This window comes from Pseudarthrobacter sp. IC2-21 (assembly GCF_034048115.1).
GTDB lineage: Bacteria > Actinomycetota > Actinomycetes > Actinomycetales > Micrococcaceae > Arthrobacter > Arthrobacter naphthalenicus.
This window is the reverse complement of record NZ_CP139145.1, coordinates 2,699,535-2,720,346: the sequence shown is the minus strand read 5'-3', so window position 1 is coordinate 2,720,346 and position 20,812 is coordinate 2,699,535. Positions and strand designations below refer to the sequence as shown.

General features: G+C 59.8%; 17 protein-coding genes and 1 pseudogene. 4 read left to right on the top strand and 14 right to left on the bottom strand.

The window, feature by feature from the left end; genetic code table 11:
- Nucleotides 1-147: 147 nt before the first annotated feature.
- The 6 genes and pseudogenes from SBP01_RS19785 to SBP01_RS12515 all read right to left on the bottom strand — a co-directional run.
- Nucleotides 148-453: pseudogene (locus SBP01_RS19785) on the bottom strand (glycosyltransferase); the annotation flags it as partial.
- Nucleotides 437-1,324, bottom strand: a complete 888-nt coding sequence (locus tag SBP01_RS12535) for a glycosyltransferase (RefSeq protein WP_320535985.1) — start codon at nt 1,322-1,324, stop codon at nt 437-439. The gene SBP01_RS12535 and the pseudogene SBP01_RS19785, both read right to left, overlap by 17 nt.
- 13 nt (nt 1,325-1,337) lie before the next feature.
- Nucleotides 1,338-1,721 carry a DUF2304 domain-containing protein gene (locus SBP01_RS12530; protein ID WP_320535984.1) on the bottom strand — a complete coding sequence of 128 codons (384 nt, stop codon included), beginning with the start codon at nt 1,719-1,721 and terminating at the stop codon, nt 1,338-1,340.
- Nucleotides 1,715-2,473: a glycosyltransferase family 2 protein gene (locus SBP01_RS12525; protein WP_320535983.1), complete on the bottom strand. Its 759-nt coding sequence runs from the start codon at nt 2,471-2,473 to the stop codon at nt 1,715-1,717. Before SBP01_RS12525 ends, SBP01_RS12530 begins: the two co-directional genes overlap by 7 nt.
- Before the next feature lie 14 nt (nt 2,474-2,487).
- Nucleotides 2,488-3,414 (bottom strand): glycosyltransferase, encoded by a 927-nt coding sequence (locus SBP01_RS12520; protein ID WP_320535982.1) that lies wholly within the window; start codon nt 3,412-3,414, stop codon nt 2,488-2,490.
- A 10-nt stretch (nt 3,415-3,424) separates the two neighbouring features.
- Nucleotides 3,425-4,519 (bottom strand): polysaccharide biosynthesis protein, encoded by a 1,095-nt coding sequence (locus tag SBP01_RS12515; protein ID WP_320535981.1) that lies wholly within the window; start codon nt 4,517-4,519, stop codon nt 3,425-3,427.
- Between the two features lie 232 nt (nt 4,520-4,751).
- Here SBP01_RS12515 and SBP01_RS12510 point away from each other — a divergent pair, with 232 nt between their 5' ends.
- The 4 genes from SBP01_RS12510 to SBP01_RS12495 all read left to right on the top strand — a co-directional run bounded on the left by SBP01_RS12510 (nt 4,752) and on the right by SBP01_RS12495 (nt 9,995).
- Nucleotides 4,752-5,513, top strand: a complete 762-nt coding sequence (locus tag SBP01_RS12510) for a glycosyltransferase (protein WP_320535980.1) — start codon at nt 4,752-4,754, stop codon at nt 5,511-5,513.
- Nucleotides 5,514-5,538: 25 nt separating this feature from the next.
- Entirely contained in the window at nt 5,539-6,537 is a 999-nt protein-coding gene (rfbB, locus tag SBP01_RS12505; protein WP_320535979.1) for a dTDP-glucose 4,6-dehydratase, read from the top strand.
- 4 nt (nt 6,538-6,541) lie between these two features.
- Nucleotides 6,542-8,002: a bifunctional dTDP-4-dehydrorhamnose 3,5-epimerase family protein/NAD(P)-dependent oxidoreductase gene (locus tag SBP01_RS12500; RefSeq protein WP_320535978.1), complete on the top strand. Its 1,461-nt coding sequence runs from the start codon at nt 6,542-6,544 to the stop codon at nt 8,000-8,002.
- A gap of 70 nt (nt 8,003-8,072) precedes the next feature.
- A complete protein-coding gene (locus SBP01_RS12495) occupies nt 8,073-9,995 on the top strand; it encodes a hypothetical protein (RefSeq protein ID WP_320535977.1) in 1,923 nt (640 codons plus the stop codon).
- A 666-nt stretch (nt 9,996-10,661) separates the two neighbouring features.
- Here SBP01_RS12495 and SBP01_RS12490 read toward each other — a convergent pair.
- From SBP01_RS12490 to SBP01_RS12450, 8 genes are all read right to left on the bottom strand, one after another.
- Nucleotides 10,662-11,408 carry an ATP-binding protein gene (locus SBP01_RS12490; RefSeq protein ID WP_320535976.1) on the bottom strand — a complete coding sequence of 249 codons (747 nt, stop codon included), beginning with the start codon at nt 11,406-11,408 and terminating at the stop codon, nt 10,662-10,664.
- On the bottom strand, nt 11,405-11,692 hold the full coding sequence (locus SBP01_RS12485; protein ID WP_320535975.1) for a hypothetical protein: 288 nt from the start codon (nt 11,690-11,692) through the stop codon (nt 11,405-11,407). The genes SBP01_RS12490 and SBP01_RS12485 overlap by 4 nt, the downstream gene beginning before the upstream one ends.
- Nucleotides 11,693-11,854: 162 nt before the next feature.
- Nucleotides 11,855-12,043 (bottom strand): Mu transposase domain-containing protein, encoded by a 189-nt coding sequence (locus SBP01_RS12480; protein WP_320535974.1) that lies wholly within the window; start codon nt 12,041-12,043, stop codon nt 11,855-11,857.
- A 21-nt stretch (nt 12,044-12,064) separates the two neighbouring features.
- On the bottom strand, nt 12,065-12,322 hold the full coding sequence (locus SBP01_RS12475) for a hypothetical protein (RefSeq protein WP_320535973.1): 258 nt from the start codon (nt 12,320-12,322) through the stop codon (nt 12,065-12,067).
- A 315-nt stretch (nt 12,323-12,637) separates the two neighbouring features.
- A complete protein-coding gene (locus SBP01_RS12470) occupies nt 12,638-14,302 on the bottom strand; it encodes a DUF2142 domain-containing protein (RefSeq protein WP_320535972.1) in 1,665 nt (554 codons plus the stop codon).
- Nucleotides 14,299-15,360, bottom strand: coding sequence for a substrate-binding domain-containing protein (locus SBP01_RS12465; protein ID WP_320535971.1), 1,062 nt, complete (start codon nt 15,358-15,360; stop codon nt 14,299-14,301). The genes SBP01_RS12470 and SBP01_RS12465 overlap by 4 nt, the downstream gene beginning before the upstream one ends.
- Nucleotides 15,361-15,475: 115 nt before the next feature.
- Nucleotides 15,476-17,524 carry a lysozyme gene (locus tag SBP01_RS12460; protein WP_320535970.1) on the bottom strand — a complete coding sequence of 683 codons (2,049 nt, stop codon included), beginning with the start codon at nt 17,522-17,524 and terminating at the stop codon, nt 15,476-15,478.
- A 1,290-nt stretch (nt 17,525-18,814) separates the two neighbouring features.
- Complete coding sequence (locus SBP01_RS12450) at nt 18,815-20,599, bottom strand: polysaccharide deacetylase family protein (RefSeq protein ID WP_320535969.1); 1,785 nt, start codon at nt 20,597-20,599, stop codon at nt 18,815-18,817.
- Nucleotides 20,600-20,812: the final 213 nt, after the last annotated feature.

Sequence of the window (20,812 nt, the reverse complement as noted above, 5' to 3'; positions counted from 1 at the left end):
ACCCCGGGACATAACAGGATTACCGTGAATCCGCGCAGGACTGATGAGGCCCGGGACCAGGCCTCGGGCCCGCGCGGAGCGTTCCCCGGCAAGGAGTGACTTCACATAGCCCTGGGGGAGCAATGAATCTTGGTCCACCGTGATGATATATCGGACGCGACTGTCCTCACGCGCCTTCCGGATTCCGCTGTTCAAAGCGGCCGCGATACCGGAGTTTTCTGGCAGGCTTATTACTATTGCACCTGCGGCTGCGACGCGTTCGAATACGGATTCAAAACCGGGGCCGCCACCATCATCGACGACGACGACTGATCCGGACTGGGCCAGCAACGCACGAACGTTATCTACTAACTGTGGTGACGGATGGAACGCCGTCACCACACAGGCAACCTGCGGCAGCTGACTTGGCGGGACAGTCCCGGCGATTCCGTTGGCGTTATCTGCCGAGGGCATGCTTCACCAGGACCTTCAGAGTATCTTTTCTTCGGTGACGGAGAGCCAGAGGTATGAACAACAGCGCATGCGCCCGGGAGGTCAGCCGCAGATGTGCGGCCCGGCTTGCTTTGCGCCAGCCGTTGTTTTTGCACAGCTGCGATGCCAGGTCAAAGTAGTCCCGTTCGCCCTTAAAGCGCGATCCGTCCAGGAGTTTGGCAGAAGAGGCGCTGCTCGTATGCCGCCGGTACTCGAAACAGACCTCGGGCTCGATGAGAAGGACTGCACCGGCCAACACCATGTCCATGACGAGACCGAGATCCTGGATGACTGGAAGGCCATCGCGGAAGTCGAAATCTTGGATGCGGTTACGACGGAATACCAGCGACGGCCAGTAAAGCCAGTCTCCATGTAGGAGGCTTACTGCCAGTTGTTCGCCGGCCAGCATTCGGGGGCCTCGCCCCCGAGGTTTCACGAGGCGCTGTTTGACGATATCGGCCAGAGGGCTTGTCGCCCGTCCCGCTTCGTCGATGACCTGAACGCCGGGTTGGATAATCCAGGCTTCCGGGGCGTCGGCGGCCGTCCGTTGAATCACATCCACGAAGTTGGGCAGGAGCAGGTCGTCACACCCCATGATGACAAGGATGTCCTGAGTTGCAAGCGACACACAAGTCCGGAAGTTCTCCGTAATGCCTTGGTTGGTTTCCTTGCGTAGGTACGTGATGCGCCGGTCATCGAGTATTTTGACGTAGCGTTGCACCTCGTCCCCGGGGTAGGCATCGTCGACAATGGTCAGGAGCCAGTCGCCGTTGTCCTGGGCTAGGACACTATCCACCGCCTTCTTCATGTAATCGACGTCGCCCCAGTACGGAATGAAGATGTCTAATGGCATTCTCGCGACCTCCTTACTGGGAGCCTGGGGAATTTGCGTGATCGCCGTCGTGCGTTTCGGCTGCTGGCCGCTCTTCTATCAGTGCGCGTAGGATTGCAACCTCTTCCGCGAGAGACCGTGTTTCGTCCTCAACCACAGAGATTTCCCACGACAGGTGGAGGCAGACTCCGAGAAGGAGCAGGATGCTGATAATAAAGAGCAGGTTTGAGGGAAGCTGAACACCGGCTAGTTCGGTAACTATCGTTAGGAGCCGGGGGAACGCCGCGAGCACTAGCGTCGCGATGCCCACAATCAGCCAGAGGGCTGCGTATTTTTCGCGGATTTTTCTTCGCCGCAGCATCTCGAAGACGACACCGACAATTGCTAGCGAAAGAATAAAGGCAGCTCCATTTAGCATGACGCCGGCTCCTGACCCGTGACGCTGCCCGTTTGGATAGTTGACCTTTTTCGGGTCAAGGCGAAAAGAAGGGCAAAGATCGAACGGCCCAGGTATACAGCAGCCTTAATCGGATTGTGGCTTGGTGTTCCACCTTGGCGCGGCCGCATGGCGACGGGGATTTGAGTTACCGTACATCCTGATCGGACCGCAACAACGAGGGAATCAATGGTATCGCCCAGATATTCTGCGGGGTAGTGATCGAGGTACTGATTGATGGCTCGTTCGTTAGCTGCCCTGAAACCTGACGTGACGTCCGTCAATCGCGTTTTGGCAAGTCCTGAAATCACCCGCGCGAGGAATTGCATTGCCCACTTGCGAGGACCCTTTACTTCGTAGTCCCCGCGATCCGCGAAGCGGGCCCCGATCGAAATATCGGCATGCTCCAGACCGGCAAGGACCTCTTCGATGTTCTCGGGGTCGTGCTGTCCGTCCGCGTCTACTTGGATGACCCGGCGATAGCCACGACGCTGGGCGTATTTAAAGCCTGCCCGCATGGCCCCTCCAACGCCCAGGTTGTAGGGCAAATTCAGGACGGTCGCGCCGGCAGCGGCGGCAAGAACCGCAGTGTCATCCTTGGAGCCGTCATTTACCACGAGGACGTCGTAGGGCCGGCCCACTGCCAGAACCTCGCGGACTGTGTTTCCCACAGATTCCGCTTCATTCCACGCAGGCATGATGATGAGGACCCGAGCGGACTTGTCGTTTTTCATAGGTCTCCAATATATCAACGGGCCGAAACCCGATTGATGAGTTCCTGGCTGATGCGGCCCTGTTTACGCCGGCAGGAGTCCAAGAATCCTTCCCAAGCGGCGATGGCTAGGTATTTCCGGTCCGGACTAAATGAGAAGCGCAAAAGCTGGGCCTTGGACTCCTCGACCAGACGCCGAAGAATCCATCCGGGGTTGGACCGCCAGTATCGACGCACCAGAGTGGTTCCATTCCGCATGATGTAGTACATCCTGAACGGCGAGTAGTAGTTGAAGGATATTTGGAGACCACGCAATCGAACCGGCCGCCCCCAGAGCCTGGCGGGGATACGTGCTCCCAGACGGTGGCCTACTTCGCAGCCATGGCCGATAAGTACGCTGTAGCCCTCGGACCTCGCGCGAACCGTAAACTCCGAGTCTACGCAGTCGATAAAGAAGCCAGCGTCGAAGTGGCCGATGGTCGACAGAGTGGAAGAGGGAATGACGAAACCGGACTGCATCGGATCGAAAGCTTCCCGGAATCCGTTACTGATCCCTTGCGTGGGGACATTGTGGCCGCTGAAAGATTCCGCACAAATAAAACCGACCTTGAGACCGGATGCAGATGCGCGGTGATAGGTATCCAGTGCATGCTGAACATAATCTGCCACTGGAAGGGAATCCTGGTCAAAAGTTAGGACGAAGTCGGGTTCTTCGGAGAGCTCTGCCAACCCTCGGTTCAGAGCTGCAGCAATGCCGGAATTGTCGAGTTGATGAAACACGTGGATACCCTGCGCACGCAAGGCATCGAAGATCGCTTCAGAATCAGGTGAGGTGCTTGCGTCGTCCACAACCACAATTTCGTCCACCTGCTCTCTGATGGCGGAAGCGTTATTAGGGAGGTCGTCGTCGGGATTAAACGCTGCGATGACGGCCGCAACACGCCCGTTATGTCGATCAGTCACGCTGAAGATCCTACCCTTCGCGCTTTGCCGTCCGCGCCTTGGCGGGCAGGAGGGCCAACGCCGGCATCATCAGCCCGAGCAGAAGGACAGCCTCACTGACTGCCATTCCCAGGGCGATTCCGGGGACATTGCCACTCAATCCTGCCGCCACCATCAGCACTATCCCGCACACAGCAGATACGCCAGTCCATATCAGGACCGTGCGCTGCCGCCTCTCCGGGATGAGGATGTTCCTTATCAAAGGGGTTGACGAAGACAAGAAGAAAAACGAAAGACCATAGTAGAACGATGTCAGCGTGTCCGCGCGCAAAGCGTCACCGAAAATCAATCCGGAAACCCACGGGCCCAGCGCAGTGAGGAATCCTGCCCCCAGCGCACCGAGGAGAAGATGCGCACAAACGGCGGTGAGGTGCCGACGCCGGGGATTGGAGGCTCCGGGCTCAAGCGTCCAGCCCTGGAAGGTGTTACCGACCGCCACAATGCTGAAGAGTCCAAGCCTGTAGATGTTGTCCGCGGAAGAAAAGCCTGCCGTGGCGTTGGCCGAGGGAACTGTGGCCGTCGCGATGGGGACGGGAGAGGACGCATAAGCACTACCGGAGAAGCTGATTGCGGCCACTCCAGTGCTTGGCACTATTTCACGAACCACTGCAAGCGGATTCCGTGGGAGCCAAGAGCCCGCTTCACCGAACCGCCGCTGAAATGCCATCAGGGAACCCGTCGTCGTGAGCAGGGAAATCACCCCATACAGCCAGACCTGACCACTGGCAACGATGAGGGGGGCACTGATAACAGCGGCCAGGAATCGAGGAACGGTGTCGTAAATGGCCAAGATTCGGGGGTTCCCCGCACCGATTCCGTACCAGGCCGGGGAGAAACCAGTCAGGGCTGTAGCCCATGCCATGGTCACCGCGTCGATACGGAAACCTTCGTGGGCGATGAGCCACACGAGGAGCGTCATGAGGGGGAAAACCGCTGCGGCGATGACAATCCGGGTCCGCAAACTTTTGGCGTAAATCGAGGCCCGCTGGTGCTGGTCCGAGCTTCGCGCAATCTCTACCGGGCCTGAAATGTTCCAGTTCCAGAGAATTACGGTCGCCGCAAACACTCCGACCGCCTGGCCGGCCGTGATGCTGGACCATCCGGGCGCACCCACTACACGGGACACAACCGGTAGGAGGAGGAAAGGCAACACAAGAGCAAGAAGGGGAAGCAAAGTGAAGCCGGCCAGCCGAAGTACTACTTGTTTCATTCGCAGGTGGGTCCTAGGGCTGGAGGGCTTGACTGTTCGATGATACGCGATCGGTTGGTTCGGCTCCTTGTCACTTAGAGTTGTCAGCATGAACGACTTGACGCCGCAGGTGGAGCGGAAGACCCGAGTCAGCGTATGCATGGCCACGTACAAGGGCGAGCAGTTCGTCGTGGAACAGCTTGAATCGATCCTCGCCCAATTAGGTGCCGACGATGAAGTAATAGTTGTCGACGATGCCTCGCCGGACAGGACGGCATCGGTTGTCGCAAGCATCAATGATCCGCGCGTCAGATTAGTGAGAGCCGTCGATAACAAGGGTTACGTACGTACCTTTGAACATGCCGTCGGACTGAGCCGGGGTGACTACATCTTCCTTTCAGACCAGGATGACGTCTGGATTCCAGGCCGTGTGGAGGAGATGCTTAAAGCACTGTCGAGCCACATGGTGGTGGCCAGTAATTTCGACATGCACGGTTCGGCGCCGCGGCCGTGGATTCCCAGACTCCGCGCATCTGACTCCGCGAGGCATCTCGCCAACATCTTCGGCATCCTTGTGGGCTACCGGGCTTACTACGGCTGCGGCATGGCCTTCAGGCGGGACGCACTCGCTTACTTCACTCCAGTTCCCGCCTATGTCCCGGAATCGCATGATCTGTGGCTGGCCATCTGCGGCAACGTGGCAGGCTCCATTGCCCACCTCGACGAGGCTACAATCTACCGGCGCATTCACGATGAGAACCAAACACCGGCGGGCTTCCGTTCCCTCCCTAAAATTATCGCGGCCCGGGTCATGATGGTGCGGCTCATCGTGGAGGCCCTTTCCCGCAGACGCAGGCTCGCCAAGGCGTGATGCCTATGTTCGGTAGGCTGGGAACATGCAAAAACTCCTTGTCACCGGCGGTGCCGGCTTTATCGGTTCTAATTTTGTCCATTACGTGCTGGAGAACACGGACAACCAGGTCACGGTGCTGGATAAGCTGACGTATGCTGGCAACTTGGCCTCCCTCGAGGGCTTGCCGGAGGACCGGTTTGCCTTTGTCGAGGGTGATATCGCCGACGCCGACCTGGTGGACACGCTCGTGGCTGACACCGACGTGGTGGTCCACTATGCGGCGGAGTCGCACAACGACAACTCGCTGCACGACCCGCGCCCGTTCCTGGACACCAACATCATCGGCACGTATACGCTGATCGAGGCGGCCCGGAAGCATAAGAAGCGCTTCCACCACATTTCAACGGATGAGGTTTACGGCGACCTGGAGCTCGATGACCCGGAGCGGTTTACCGAGGACACCCCGTACAACCCGTCCAGCCCGTACTCCTCCACCAAGGCAGGGTCGGACCTGCTGGTCCGGGCGTGGGTGCGGTCCTTCGGGCTGCAGGCCACCATCAGCAACTGCTCAAACAACTACGGCCCTTACCAGCATGTGGAAAAGTTCATCCCGCGCCAGATCACCAATGTGATCGACGGGATCCGGCCCAAGCTCTACGGCAAGGGCGAGAACGTCCGGGACTGGATCCACGCCAACGACCATTCCTCGGCCGTGCTGGCCATCATCAAAAAGGGCCGGATCGGCGAAACCTACCTGATCGGCGCCGACGGGGAAAAGAACAACAAAGACGTCGTCGAGCTCATCCTCAAACACATGGGCCAGTCCCCGGACGCCTACGACCATGTCGTGGACCGGCCCGGTCATGATCTGCGCTACGCCATCGACTCCACGAAGCTCCGCGATGAGCTCGGCTGGGAACCGAAGTTCTCCAACTTCGATGCCGGCATCGAAGACACCATCGCCTGGTACCGGGCGAACGAGAACTGGTGGCGGCCCCAGAAGGCCCAGACCGAAGCCAAGTACAAGGAACAGGGCCAGTAGCCTCATGTCGATCGAGTTCTCCAAAAAGCTCACCGCCCATGAAACGCCGATCCCCGGCGTCGTTCTCTACGATCTCCCGGTCCACGGTGATAACCGTGGCTGGTTCAAGGAAAACTGGCAGCGGGAGAAGATGGTGGCCCTGGGGCTGCCGGACTTCCGCCCGGTGCAGAACAACATCTCCTTCAACGAAAAAGCCGGCACAACCCGCGGTATCCACGCCGAACCGTGGGACAAGTTCATCTCGGTAGCCACCGGCCGTATTTTCGGAGCGTGGGTGGACCTGCGCGAAGGTCCCTCATTCGGAGCTGTGTTCACCGCCCAGCTGGATCCAAGCCAAGCGATCTTCATTCCCAGGGGAGTGGGCAACGCCTTCCAGACCATGGAGGACAACACCGCTTACACCTACCTGGTCAACGATCACTGGTCTGCCGACGCCCAGGGGCAGTACACCTTCCTGAACCTTGCCGACGAGACCGCAGCCATCGCCTGGCCGGTCCCGCTGGCGGACGCTGAGCTCTCGGACAAGGACAGAGCCCATCCTCGTCTTGCTGAAGTGGTCCCGATGCCGGCCAAGAAGATCCTGGTGCTCGGCGCCGACGGCCAGCTCGGGAAAGCACTCAGGGAACTATACGCCGGCGAGGCCACCGTGGAGTTCGCCGGCCGCGCAGACTTCGACTTCACTAACGAAGCGTCCTTCACGGCCCGTAACTGGAAGAACTACTCCACCATCATCAACGCCGCCGCCTACACCGCCGTGGATTCCGCGGAAACACCGGAGGGCCGGGCTGCTGCGTGGGCCATCAACGTCACCGCCGTGGCGCGCCTGGCACGGACCGCCGTAGAGCACGACCTCACGCTAGTGCATGTTTCCTCCGACTACGTCTTCGACGGGTCCCGCGAGAGCCACGACGAGAATGAACCATTCAGCCCGCTGGGTGTCTACGGGCAGACCAAAGCCGCCGGCGACGCGATCGTCAGCGCGGTCCCGCGGCACTACATCGTGCGCACCAGCTGGGTCATCGGGGAAGGCAACAACTTCGTCCGCACCATGGCATCCCTCGCTGCCCGTGGCATCAGCCCCTCGGTGGTCAAGGATCAGGTCGGAAGGCTCAGCTTCACCCAGGACATTGCCGCCGGCATCCGACACCTGCTCGAATCCGCCGCGGACTACGGCACCTACAACCTCAGCAACTCCGGCGAACCCCAGACCTGGGCGGACATAGCCGCCGATGTCTACGAACTGACTGGTGCCGAGCGGGAAGCGGTCACCGGTGTGAGCACCGCAGAGTACTTTAAGGGAAAGGACGTGGCCCCGAGGCCCCTCGGCAGCGTGCTGCAGCTGAATAAGATCCATGCGGTGGGTTACGAACCGCCCGCCGCGTCCGGACGACTTAAGGCCTATGTGCGTTCTTTGGGTCATCCAGCGGTGGCGGCTTCCACGAAGGCTGAATCGCCAGGTGAATAGTACCTTTGCACCCCCAGCCCGACACCGAAGCAGCCTGAAGGCGAGTAGACCCAAAGGACCCAACCTTTTGTTGGCCGGGGCGGCTTTCGCTGCAACCTTCACTGGCATTCTTTTCCTCCGGCAGTCTGATGTCCTGGTCGGCAAGCAGGCAATTCTGGTTTTGGCAATTCTTTTGGTCATGGCACCGAGCTCCTCGTTGCTGTCGCGGCGGCTCTTTCTGAACCTGCTCCTGCTGATGGGGCTGGCCCCGCTGATCTGGTGGGTGCCTGAGCATGTCACCGGGATCGACCACGGTAGTTCTGTTTTAGCCATTGCCGGGGGACTGGTAGCAGCGTGTGTTTTTGCCGAGCCTTCGCTGCTCGGGGGAGTTCGACGTCTAGTTCCGAAGGTTCGATTTGTTGATTTGTTACCCCTTGCAGGGACCTTGTTGTCAGCGGCGGCGCTGTGGACAATGCTTTGGATTTCCAACGGCGAGGGTGCGTTGTCGCTGTTTCTCACAAGATGGGACTACCAGTCGCATTTCAACATTTTTGAAATGCTTCGGCAGCATGGCGCGGTGATACCGATGATTCCACGGATAAGCCCGGAAGTAGGGTGGGGCTTTGCGGAATATCCCCAAGGCTTCCATGCCCTCGTTGCAACATTGGCAGAGCTCCGGGAAAGGGGAGTTTCGTCACTGGAGCTTGAGTTAGCATCGTTCATGCAACTGCAGGCGCTCGTTGGCGTTTTGACCGTTGCGCTGGTTCTCACGGGGCTGTGTTCTCTGAACGTGGTCCGTCGGAGGGCAATGGTTCTGGCTCCTGTTCTGGCTGTTACGGCTGCCGTGTGGATCTACGGTCCCGGCAGTATCCCGATGTACGAAGGTTTTGCGAACTTCTACCTCGCGTGCGGAATGTCCGTGGCCGCCGTTGTAGTGCTGGTTATGTTCCATCAAAGAATGCCAGCCATCGGGATGGCTGCGTTATCTGCGGCAATTATCGGTGTATTCAACAACTGGTTTGTCCTCGCCACGCTATTTGCCGTTCCGATGGCTTTCTTCATCTGGCGAAAGCTCGCCGGCCCGCGCGTCGCGGCGCCTCGGCCGCTGGCCAAGGCCGCCTTGTGGTGCTCTGTTGGAGTCGTTGGTTCGGTATTGCCATTGGTGCAAGCGGGGCCAGTTATTGCGCAATCGGCAGTTGTTGTCAACGCACTTGGTGGCATAGCTGAGCCCGACATAGGCCTGGCGCTGGCCTCCATCTCCTTAGCCCTGTTTGCCGGGTTTTCTGCTGCGGGCCGCTTCGCTCGCATATCGACAAAAAGTGATCAGTTCCTTGCGTCTTTGTGCGCCATCGGGGTTCTTTTTCCAGTTCTTTTGAGTATTGTCCTAGCTATTTCGCAAATTCAGCAGAATGGGGAGATTGCCTACTATTTTTATAAGTATGTGGTAGCTGTCGTGCTCTTTGCATGGCCCGCGGCTGCTCTTGCTTTAGCCAGTCTGGCAGGCTCACAGAAAGGGGCGTATTGGTCGGCGCAGCCAAAGAGGAGCAAACTAGCCCTTGGTTTACTGGCGGCCTCTGCAACCCAAGTGTTCGGTTTTTCAGCGACAGGTCTCCAGGCTGTTGGCCTCGCTCCCACGGCATCTCCTGTCGTTCAGCTGCTGCAGCAGCAAAAGCATCTTGAAACTACCCCCGGGCATGTGACCCGGTTGATGAGGAGTGCCAACATGGTGCAGCCCGCGGACACAGTGTATATAGCCACGTCGCCTTCGATCGACCCTGTACTTGCCGCGCGTTGGCAATGGGGAATGCGCGCTGCCGCTACCCAGAAAACGACAGACATGTCGTCCTACCTGGGCAGGCTGCGAAAAGTGCCGGGTGATGATGCAAATGTGATTCTCGAACTTCTCAGCGCCAATGACGGTACCACCGTCCTGGTCGATGCTGAGCAGTATCCGCATCTAAAGAGCTTCCTTGACAGCAAAGGACTGGGTGAACGAATCCTCTCCGTCAGTTGACGGTGCGCGCCAAGGACCCAAATGCTGGTGGGCGACTAGCCGTCGTTGGTAGCGCTAGCCTGCAGACTTGGTGCACTGTTCAGGGTAGCTGGTAGCGACTGGCGTCAGGACTCCTGACGTGGCGATTTTTTTGGCACAGTTTAGGGTTTTTGATTTCGAATCGGACGATTCGGTGTGTGCCAGGGAGCGGGTTGGCTGGCAGTGAGACGGGTGAGGGAGCTAACGGATCGCGGGTTGCATGTTGGCTGGTCGCGGGTCGGGGCGGATGGTGAGGTAGCCGTTCTCGGGCGGTGTCGGTCCTGTTGGTGAGGGCTTGCGGGCTCAGGGTGTGAGCTTTGTCCTCGCCGGCGGTATAGCCAATGTTGGTCCGGATTTCCCTCGCCAGCGTTGGTGCGGTGTTGCGGCCATCCGGACGGCGTAGGCGAGGAGTTTTGTTTCGGTTTCCAGCTCCTGTTGATCCGAGGTTTGTCGGCTTGTATCTCTTCACGGTTCCCGGGGAATGGTCAGCTGAGATGTTTGCTCATGCTGCCATTCGGGCTCCACTTCTCAGGAGTGAGTATTTGAAGGTTTGGAAGCCACTCGATCTTGCCTTTTGGGGCCATTGATATTGCCGATGGGGGCCAGTGGCCGTGGTTGTGGGGGCCACCGGCTCCCACCGACGTTTTGTTAGTGCTTCATGGTGGCGTGTTGGCGCATGTTGTGGTTGCCGGTGTCGACCCAGATGGTGTTGTGTACGATGGGGTCCATGATCGCATCGGCGTGGACCCCGGAGTCGAGCCGCTGGTGACAGTCTTTCTTGGCGTACTGGGTGCAGAACCCGGTTGATGCTGTGTCGTACCGGCGCTCGAGCAGTTCCAGGAGCATGCTGCGCATGCCCTCGTCGGGGTGGTCGAGGAGCCATTCGTCGATCACGAGGAGGGTGAAGGCCGCGCACTTGTTCAGGAATTTGGTTTGTCCCTGTGGTTTGTCCTTCGCCAGCGCCCAGGCTTCCTCAAGGTCGGGCATCCGGACGTAGTGGGCCCGGATCCGGTGCTGACAGGCCTGCTTGGCCAGAGCGCACCCCAGGTAGGACTTCCCGGATCCGGTGAATCCCTGAAAAACGACGTTCTGCTGTCGTTCGATGAAAGAACACGTGCCGAGCTGGGCGATCACGTTCCGGTCCAGACCACGCTCGTCCACGAGGTCGAGCCGGCGCAGGTCTGCGCCCGGGTAGCGTAGCCCGGCCCGCCGGATCAGTCCTTCGACCTTGGCGTGGTTGAACCCGGAGTGGGCCTCGTCGACGACCAGCCGGAGCCGTTCCTCGAAGGCCATGCCGAGCACGAGCGTCTCGTCCTGGGCCTCGATGGCCTCCAGCATGGGGGCGGCACCCATCTCACGGAGCTTGCGTTTGGTTTCGATATCGATCCCGCTCACTTGGCACCGCCTGCGTAGTATTCGGCGCCGCGCACGTATCCGCCGTGTTTGTCCGGTTCATCCCGTGGTGGCCTGAGCCCGGCGGCTTTGTTCTGCTCTGTGGCCAGGATCGGCTGCAGATGCGCATACCGCGGGGACCGGACCCGGCCTGCCAGCGCAAGCCGACAGGCTGCCTCGACCCGTTCGGCCGAGTAACGCCGGGAGAGCCGCAATACGGACAGTGCCGCGTCCAGGCCCTGCTCGTCGACCGGGACGGACTCGAAGATCCGGTTGATCACGGTCATCGCTGCCGGGCCGATCCGTCCGGGCCATTACCGCACCCGGGCCGGGTCCCATTGCCGGTATTTCTCGCCGGCGGGCAGGTCGGCGTCGTTGGTGCGGTACTCGTTGGCCGCGTCCTCGGGCAGCAGCAGGTGGCTGGTCAGCCGTTCGCTCCCCTGGTATGCCTAAATTACCCGGTCGGTGATCCGCAGGTCTACTTTGGTACCGATATTGGCGAAGGGCACGGAGTAGTAGTTCTTCTCCCAGACCACGTGCCCGTTCCGGCCGACCCGGCGTCCGTAGGCCCATCTGCTGATCTCGTAGGCCGCCGCCGGCAAGCCCGTCAGCAGGGGCTGTTCCTCGGCTGCGAACACGGTGGCTCTGGACCCGGGCCGCTATTGGAACGGCTCCGCGTTGTAGGCTGCCACCCGCTCGATGATGGCGGCCCTGAGCTCCGGCAACGAGGTGAATTGCCGCTGGCGCAGCTCGGCGATGATCCAGGTAGCGACGTGGGCGACCGTGGTTTCGCCGCACACTGCGGCGGGCGGTGCGGACCTGCGCCTGATCTGGCGTATCGCGAACACTTCCCCGGGTGCTGACCAGGGGAAGTCTGCCAGGGTCTCGGCCGCTTTCCATGCACACGGGTATGCCATGAGCGTCGGTGTGGCTTGTCACGGCCAACAACCCGGGCCCAACGCCTTCGGTGGGGCCTTTCCGCCAAGTCACCCCGTCGAAGTCGTTCTTTGCCATATATTGGAAGATGGCCCGGGAGACCAGCCGCCAGTCAAACGGCCAGCGCAGGGCGCTTATCACCGGTGATGGTACGCACGGCGGACGAAGTTGGGGGATTTCCCAGCGCGGCAACAGGCCATGCCATGACACCTCCAGCACCGGGATCCGTTTTCCGCGGCCGCCAAGACTGGGAACTTCGACCTCGTCAAGAGGAGTCCTGCCAGCGGTGGCCCGGTCTACGTGCCGCGCTTCAACATGAGAAGGACTCTGTTACGGGCCCTTGAGAAGCTGGGGAACAGCTGTTTGTCGGGGAAAAGGAACTTATAAAAATAGGCGCCACCCGCAAGAACTGTTGCAGCAAAAAGTGCCGTCAACACTTCCCATGACAGCGGTGGCTGCCATGACGGTACCGTGAACATGGTTTGCCAGTTTCCCGCATCAGGAAGTCCGACAACATAGCGCCTTAGCGCGTAGAGATACGCATAAACGTGCGAGACACAAGCCGCGATGATCAGGACCCGCCCCAAGCGCTGGTGTGAAGGACTGAAACCTGTGAACTTCCTCGTCCTGAGTGTTAGTCCTGCCGAGATGGTTGCAATGATAAAGATAGGCAGGCTATAGCGTCCTTGCCAGATCATGCCACTTGTGTTGACGATAGCGGCCTGAACGAACGCCGGGACTGCCACCAACAGTCCAAGTGCAACCCAGAACCCAAGCTGGAGCCGGTATGGGCGGACTGTGAAAGCGAGGAGCATCATGGCGATCAGGACCATGTTCCAAAACATGTACACCCCTTGGGGCATTGGGGTGTCAAGCCATCCGGCAACCCCGATGTATTGACTTACGTAGTCGAATGTTCGATCCATCATGGTTAGGAATGCGTTGTAGGGCCGTACTTCTCCGTTGAAATTGGATATCCCCAAAGGAGCTTCTCCTGCCGATGCCGGCGCCCTCAGCATGAGGAAATTCCATGCAATGCCCAAAACCAAACCAATGGCGGTTATCGCGCACACTATGAGCACGGCTCGATCCCGGAATATCCGGGCGATATGATGCCGCCGGAAAAACATGAAGGCTGTTACGCCCCCGCACAGCAACCAGAGCAGCGAAACATTGCGTGTGTTAGCCAGCGTGGCAGCAGCCAATCCAACGGCGACCACGCCGGGCCGGGCCCTGCGTAATTGGTTGGAATTATCGAGGATGGATACAAGACCGCAGAAAGCAGCCGTGGCAGCCGCTACTTCCAGTGAGTTCGGATTTATCCCGCTGGCCAGGAACAGCACCATGGGCGTCACGGCAGCAGTAGCAGCAATCAGCGGCCACTGCGGTCTCCGTAGCCGTGAGAGTGCAGTGAATGCCGCCGCGTACGCAGCAGCGGACAGAAGCCCACTTGCAATTCTCATGGCATATATTGCCGGTGCGCCGGTCAACCACAAACTGGGCAACCCGACCAGCCAGTAGTACAACGGGTTGTACAGGCCGGCCGAAGTTACACCAATGGTGTCAGTGGTGTCGTCGAGGGGAATTTTAGGCGCACAATCCGCCGTTCTGTCCTTGAAAAAGGCAAAGCACATCTGCGATTCAACGTTGGCAATATACGAGGGAACCTTAACGTGGACGCCATGGCCAAATGACTGGCCCGGAGAAGGGAAAAACTGTCCACGTGCTACTGCCGCCGCTTTGATGGTGTGCGCCGGTTCGTCAGGGTAAGCCATCAGCGGCGTCGCTAGGATCCACAAAGTGATCAGCGTTGATAGCAGGGCAAACACAGGCAGGAAGAAACGCATCCCAGCCCTGGTGTCGGCGAAGAGGGCGCTTCCCGCGGCCGTGATTCTTGAACGACGGTCGGGCGTCCCCTGTTTAGGATCTTCTTTCTGGACCCCGGCTCCGGTGCTGCTCAACCTTTTGCCTCTATTTTCTCTATCCTTTGAGCCGATTTTTGAAGTGCGGCCTGGCTGGGGGAACTGACACTTCCGAAGTACATTGAGGCGATCTGCCCCTCGGAGCCGACTACGAAGAGTCCCCATGACTTGACGAGCTTGGCAAGCTGTTCATTGTCGTAGTTGTTGCAAAAAGCCTGATAGTTGACCATCCCAAATGGATAGCCGTAGGAACTGTTGGCCGGCAACGAGAACGTGACGCCGTTTGAGTCTTCGGCTACAGTGCCTTCGGCATTGGCAAGCGCTACAGAGTCCTTGGACTGCCGAATAAAATCTCCCCCAAAGGACAGCAGAGCGGTATCAAACCTGCTACCAATAGAAGCGACGTCCATGATGGCAATGGCCCCGGCTGTGTCGTTGACTTTCTGTGAAAGATCCTTGTACTTCCTGACCTCGACGCCATTCTCGGGAACCGGCATGGAGTTGGTCTTTTCGGAAGACCAACTCTGCCCAGAAGCCAGATATTCGGTAGCGGCCAGGGAGAGCGCGGACGGCTCCGTAGCCACGATGGGAACTATGTCCGCCTTCGGAAGCTTCGCACCCGGGTTTATCGCGACGATTGCTTCGTTGTCCCACCGCCTGATCTTGCCCGAAAATATGCCTCCGAGGACCGAGGGCGACAGCTTGAGCCCGGTGACGCTTGGCATATTGAATGCAACCGCCAGGGACGTGATGGCGACGGGTACGGAGAACGCGCCGTCGGGCCCGCAGGAGGCTGTTGTGCGCATCCGTTCGGAAGATGAAAGGGGTGAGTCCAGCGCAGCGAAGTATGCCTGGCCCGTTGCGAGTGCCGTCACTCCGACAGCAGATCCGTCAGGCGAGTAGTTCAGGGAGGTGGCCGTGTTCTTCTTCCTCCAGGCGTTGCTCCAGGCCGCGATTGGTTCGCTTTGCACAGGGCTGCCGATTGCCGTCAGAGCACCCAGCACTTCGTTTCCGGCATTGCTGTGCGAGCAACCGGAAGCCAGGACGCTAATGAGAAGGCCGCCGGCGACTACTGCATGCTTTGACCAACGGCGCAACGAGAACCCTTTCGCAACATTTGCAACCTTTACCGGTACAACCCTAGCGGGTCCGGCTCTATGGGGGCCAAAGCAGCTAGTCGTGTACAGGAGTTCGCCGATGCCCGCTAAGACGTCAGAACGTCAGAGACTTGCAGCCCAGGAGAGGGTTTCCCGCGCCGAACTCGGCAATGGTGATTCCATAGGCACAGACACTATAGGGTCCTCGTTGAGTCAGAGGTAAGGCGGCGGAGTACCCGTGATTTCCAGTGATTCCGAATGCCTGGTTGACGTCCAGTCGCGAGCGGTCGGCTGTGAAGGGGTACGCCTTGCGGGTTCCGTCTGGATAGGTCACGTAGATATGTACTGGGTTAGAAGTGCCGGGAACGGCGGGGTCAAAGGTCCAACCGTCAGCTAGAAGGCTAGTTTGTCCGTTCAACGTCCGGACTTTCACACTGTCCAGGTATCCCGTCGGACCTGGCGTCTGTACCACAGTTACAGCGCTACACCCCAGCGTAGTGTTGCCCGCTGCGAGCGGCGCGAGTGGTATCGCGTAGGCGCAAACCGTGTAAGTGCCCGTCCTGTCGATATCGATCTGTACGTTGTACCCGTGGTTTCCAATTGTGCCCAGCGCCTGGTTAACGTCGGGGCGGGGCTGGCCTGCCGTGAAGGCATATCCTGCGGTGGAACCATCGGGCGAGTGCACATAGATGTGCACGGGAGTGCTCGTCCCGGGCACGGCGCGGTCCAGTGTCCAACCGGTGACTTGAAGCCGCGCGGATCCAGGTGCCTGCACAACTCCTGCAGTGTCATAGGAACCTATCGGTGCAGGATTGGTTTCCACCGTGAATTTTTTGCAGCCCAATGGAGTGTTGAAATTTATTCCAATCGAGTGGACACAAACTGAATACGTCCCGGCTATCGATACCTTTATTTGGGTGTCGAAGCCGTGGTTGGTGCCGAGCCCGGTTGCAGCATCCACGTCCGGGCGCGATGTGTTTGCGGTGAGACGATAACCCGTGGTGCTTCCATCCGGCCCGGTGATGTAAGCGTCAGCGAAGGTAGCAGCAGCAGGATTGGCCAGGTCAACCGCCCAGCCCCTGACCTGCAGCGAGACCTTGTCTGCTGAACGGACCTGTCCCAGACTGTCAAATGATCCAGTGGGTGCTGCGACGCCCGTAGCAACAATCGTTTTACACCCGAGGGCTGTATTGCCGAAGGAGCCGATGGAATAGGCGCATGCCTTATAGGTTCCAGATTTGGTTATGGTTATGCGACCGTCGAACCCATGCGAGGCGCCGTAGCCGAATGCTTGATTCACATCGAGCCGGGAAGTATTTGCCGTCCAGGCGTAACCGGTGGTGACTCCGTCGGGAGCGGTTACATAGACGTGCGTCTGATTGGAAGCGGGAATGTTGGCAAGGTCAACCGACCACCCGCGCGCCCTGAGGGCGACTTCGCTGCTACCGCGCTCCACCGCAAGGTCGTCAAAGCTTCCCGTCGGAAAAGCGGCGCCTGCAAATCGCTGCAGTGAAGCGTAATCGCCATTCCACACGTTCGAGTCTCCGGCGAACGGTCCTGTGCTGCTGTACTGCCATATGCTGTAGCTGTCCCAGCTTCCGGTAGGTACTGGCCCGGCATTGTTTGTGGCCGAGCTAGGATAAGCCGCGGTCCACAGCGGAAAGTCTCCGAAGCCGGCAGGATTGCCCAGGCACTGATTCCACCAGCTTGTGTTGGTGTAGATAACCGGGAGCCTGCCCGTCAATGACTGCATGGTGTTTCCAAAGTCTCGCACCCAGGAACTGAGCTGGGCGGGGGACATGTTGTAGCAGGTGTTGCCAAAATAGAAGCCATTTATGGTGCGGCCCTCGTAGGGGTTGAACTCGAAGTCAAGAACAGGCGGCATGGTGTATCCGTCAGCGGACCAACCTCCCCCGTTGGCAACGAAATATCGGGCCTGATCCGCGCCGGAAGACCAGTTGGGGATGGCGAAGTGATAGGCGCCGCGGAGCATCCCGACGCTGCGAGAGCCTTGATACTGCGAGTTGAAGAGCTCATTGGTGTAGTAATTGCCTTCAGAGGCTTTTACATACGCGAACCTAGCACCCATGTTCCATTGTTGCTTCCAGTCAACGCTGGGCTGGTGGGCGCTGACGTCCAGCCCCTGGACGCCAAAGGTCGGCATCCATGTACCTTCGGCGCTGAATGACTCGGTACTCAGTTTTTGAATCGCAGACGAAGGGGACGCGGCTGTTACCCGTTTTGAACGCTGACCCATCTCCGCCCCGCCGGCCCCGGCAGCTTCGGCCATTGTTTGCGTCGCGGCCGACGTAGGGGCAATTGATTGGGCTGCGGACTGGGAGGATGCTGTGGGGGCAGGAGCCGGGCTTGCGCTTGGCGACGCCGGAGGTGTGGGCGCCGCAGGGGGTTGGGACTGCGAAGCTGACGCCTGGGGCGGCGTCGGTGTCGGACCCGGTTCCACCGCGGACGCGACCCCGGAAAGGCCCGGCCCACCCATCAGCGAGACGGCCAAGAGGGCAGCCCAGAGGGACTTGACGAGTGGGCTACGGGACTGAGACGGGTTCCGTTTCATATTGGCTCCGGAGACAATGAGGCGCTCCCAAGAGCCCTCATAGGGGTTGCTGTTCGGGCAAGTTCCCCAGGAACAGGCCGGCCAGGTGATTGACGCTTAACGCGCTCACCTTAGCACCGTGTTGCTGGTGGAAACAGTGGTGCTGGTGATACCCATGGTGATCCTGTGGTGATCTTGCCCTGTACCACACATACGCAAGTGAGCGGTTGGAGCGCTGCTCGCTCCCTAAATGTATTACCCACGGCGGGTGGTCCCGGGCTTGGTGTGGGCGGCTGACCCTTGATTTACCTGGGGCCTCGGCTGTGATGGTAGAGGTGCAGGCAGGCTTGGAACGCGGTAACACTCCCGGCCGCTGAACCAATGGGCCGGGCGAGGCGCGCCGAGCATGGTGTGGTTGAACCGTTCAACTTTGCCCTTGGTCGTGCCCGGTAGGTCGGGTTCGTTTGGGCTTGATCGTTGGATCCAGAGCGTCTTGAACCCTTTTTCTCGTCGGCAGGATCTCGGTGTCGGCGAACGCGGAATGGTTATAGACCGTGCTACGCAGATAGGCGTAGTCGGGGCGCCTGTTGGCGGCGGTGCGCTTTTGCCCAGTTGCCAGGGGTCCGGCTAATGACGCGGCGCCCGTCGCCTGTAGGGATCCGGCCCAGTTTCTTGATGTCGGCGCGACGAGGTCCGCCGGGTTTAGAGTGCTCGTACCGAAGGGGCATCCGCTCTGTGGCCCGGTCCAGCCAAGACAATTACCATCGTTGGCTGCGTGGGATCCGCCCCGTCAGTGCGGATCTTCTTTTAGCTGAATGCAAGCTTCGAACAGAACGTGAAGTGGCCCTGTCTGACGGCGTCAGGCGGGGCCACTTCAGCTGGTGTTATTTGAGACTTCAGCTGTTATTTGAGTTGGTATCCGGCGATGTCGGCGATCACATGGACTGTTGAGCCTGCGCCGATCTCAGTGTTCGCGATCGTGACCTTCCCGTCCAGCCCGATGGGCAGGTACGCCATGTTAGGGACAGTCTGTCCGGTGGCGTAGTTCACGTTCGAGGAGCCTGGCCTCGCGCTTCCGGAGGCATACCCGGTGAGGTAGCCGGCGGAAGTCGATTGGGTGACGGTGAGGTTGGCCCAGACTCCGGCTGCGTTCGCCGGCACCCCGGCCACTCCTGCGGCCTGGAAGGAGACCGTACCACCGGCCGGTACAGGGCCGGACGAATTGCGGGTGTCCAGGACGCGGGCGGGATTGACCGGCCCGAACGTCCCCGAGCCGGTGGGAGCCCCTTGCAGGAAGTACCCAGAGACATCGGCGACGACCTGCGCGCTTGACCCGGATCCGGTCTCGGTGTTGGAAATCGTCACCTTGCCGTCGGGTCCCACCGGGACCACGGCCAAGTTCGGCACGGTCTGCCCGCCGGCGTAGTTCACATTCGACGTACCCGGCTTCGCTGATCCGGAGGCGTGGGCGGTGAGGTAGCCTGCCGAAGTCGGCTCGGTTACGGTCAGGTTCACCACGACGGCTGAAGCGTTGGCGGGGATCCCACTAACGCCGCCGACCTGAAACGACACCTTCCCGCCCGAGGCGACCGGACCGGACGATGAGCGCGTGTCCAGGAACCGTGTCGGTGCCAGCGGGGCGAAGGCACCTGCCGCCGTGGGCGTTCCACCGCGGTAGTAGGCCGAGACGTCGGCGATGACCTGCGCGGAGCCTGACGAAGTGTTGGCGATCGTGACCTTACCGTCTGGTCCCACCGGGACCACGGCCAGATTCGGTATCGTTTGCCCGGGTCCATAGTTCACGTTCGACGCGTTCGGCTTCCCGGCACCCGAGGCATAGGCGGTCAGGAACCCCGCCGACTGGGTTTGGGTAGTCGTCAGGTTCACCACCACCGCGGAAGCATCTGCGGGAACACCATTCAGCCCTCTAGCCTGGAACGACACCGTACCGCCGCCCGGCACCGGACCCGACGACAAACGCGTGTCCAGGAAACGGGTCGGGGTGATTGCGGTGGAGCCGCCGGCAGTTCCCGTCGGCGGAGCAGTCCCGGTTATCGCCTCGACACCCTGGCGGACGGTGACCATGGGCAGGCCGCTGTTCTTTACGGCCGCCATGTGAGCATCGAGCACAGCCGTGTCCGTGTGGTAGATATCCAAGCCGATGCTGGCTCCTACTTCGTGGTACACCAGTACCAGCCAGGTATTGGTGGTCTTGGCCTCGTTAACCCACTTTTGCATGATGTCAGCCGTTGTCGTGGAATCGACGTTCTGCACAAGGATGTTAGATGGATCGAAGCCGGTTGCGGCGTTGAATCCACCATCTGTGTTGCGCTGCGTGGCGTAGTAATTCTTCACCGCAGCCGTGGTCGTCGGGTTGTACGCGCCGTAGGGCGAAGCGAAATCAATCGCGGCGGAGGGACCAAACATTTGCTGCAGCGTGGCCTTGCTCTGCGAAAGCTCGGTATCGAGCTGAGCAGGCGTCAGGGTGGTCAGGTCCGCGTGGGTGACGGTGTGGGACGCTATCTCGTCGCCGCGGTCGGCGAACGCTTGGATCTGGGCCTGCGTCATGTAATCCGGTACACCATTAATGGCTTGCGTGTAGATGTACATCGTGGCCGGAACGCCGTATTTGTTCAGGACGGGCAGCGCGTTGTTGAACTGGCTGGCCCAACCATCATCGAACGTCACACTTATCATCCCACCAGTCGCGGCATGGGCAGTCGGTATAGTCGCAAGAGACGTTCCCCCAAGGGTCAGAACAAAAGCGAGCGGAACCGCAAACCATCTTCCCGGCGGTCGTTTTCCGGCTCTTCTGGCCACCCAACGAGGTCGCAGGAAACGCGCGACATCATGCCGTACAGCGTTACCCAGTAAACTGACTCTATTTATAATTTCCATCTC

What these genes read in the sequence shown, in the direction of transcription:
- SBP01_RS12535 (WP_320535985.1), bottom strand. Translation starts at nt 1,324, where the DNA reads ATGCCATTAGACATCTTCATTCCGTACTGGGGCGACGTCGATTACATG.
- SBP01_RS12530 (WP_320535984.1), bottom strand. Translation starts at nt 1,721, where the DNA reads ATGCTAAATGGAGCTGCCTTTATTCTTTCGCTAGCAATTGTCGGTGTC.
- SBP01_RS12525 (WP_320535983.1), bottom strand. Translation starts at nt 2,473, where the DNA reads ATGAAAAACGACAAGTCCGCTCGGGTCCTCATCATCATGCCTGCGTGG.
- SBP01_RS12510 (WP_320535980.1), top strand. Translation starts at nt 4,752, where the DNA reads ATGAACGACTTGACGCCGCAGGTGGAGCGGAAGACCCGAGTCAGCGTA.
- rfbB (WP_320535979.1), top strand. Translation starts at nt 5,539, where the DNA reads ATGCAAAAACTCCTTGTCACCGGCGGTGCCGGCTTTATCGGTTCTAAT.
- SBP01_RS12500 (WP_320535978.1), top strand. Translation starts at nt 6,542, where the DNA reads ATGTCGATCGAGTTCTCCAAAAAGCTCACCGCCCATGAAACGCCGATC.
- SBP01_RS12485 (WP_320535975.1), bottom strand. Translation starts at nt 11,692, where the DNA reads ATGACCGTGATCAACCGGATCTTCGAGTCCGTCCCGGTCGACGAGCAG.
- SBP01_RS12475 (WP_320535973.1), bottom strand. Translation starts at nt 12,322, where the DNA reads ATGGCATACCCGTGTGCATGGAAAGCGGCCGAGACCCTGGCAGACTTC.
- SBP01_RS12460 (WP_320535970.1), bottom strand. Translation starts at nt 17,524, where the DNA reads ATGCCGACCTTTGGCGTCCAGGGGCTGGACGTCAGCGCCCACCAGCCC.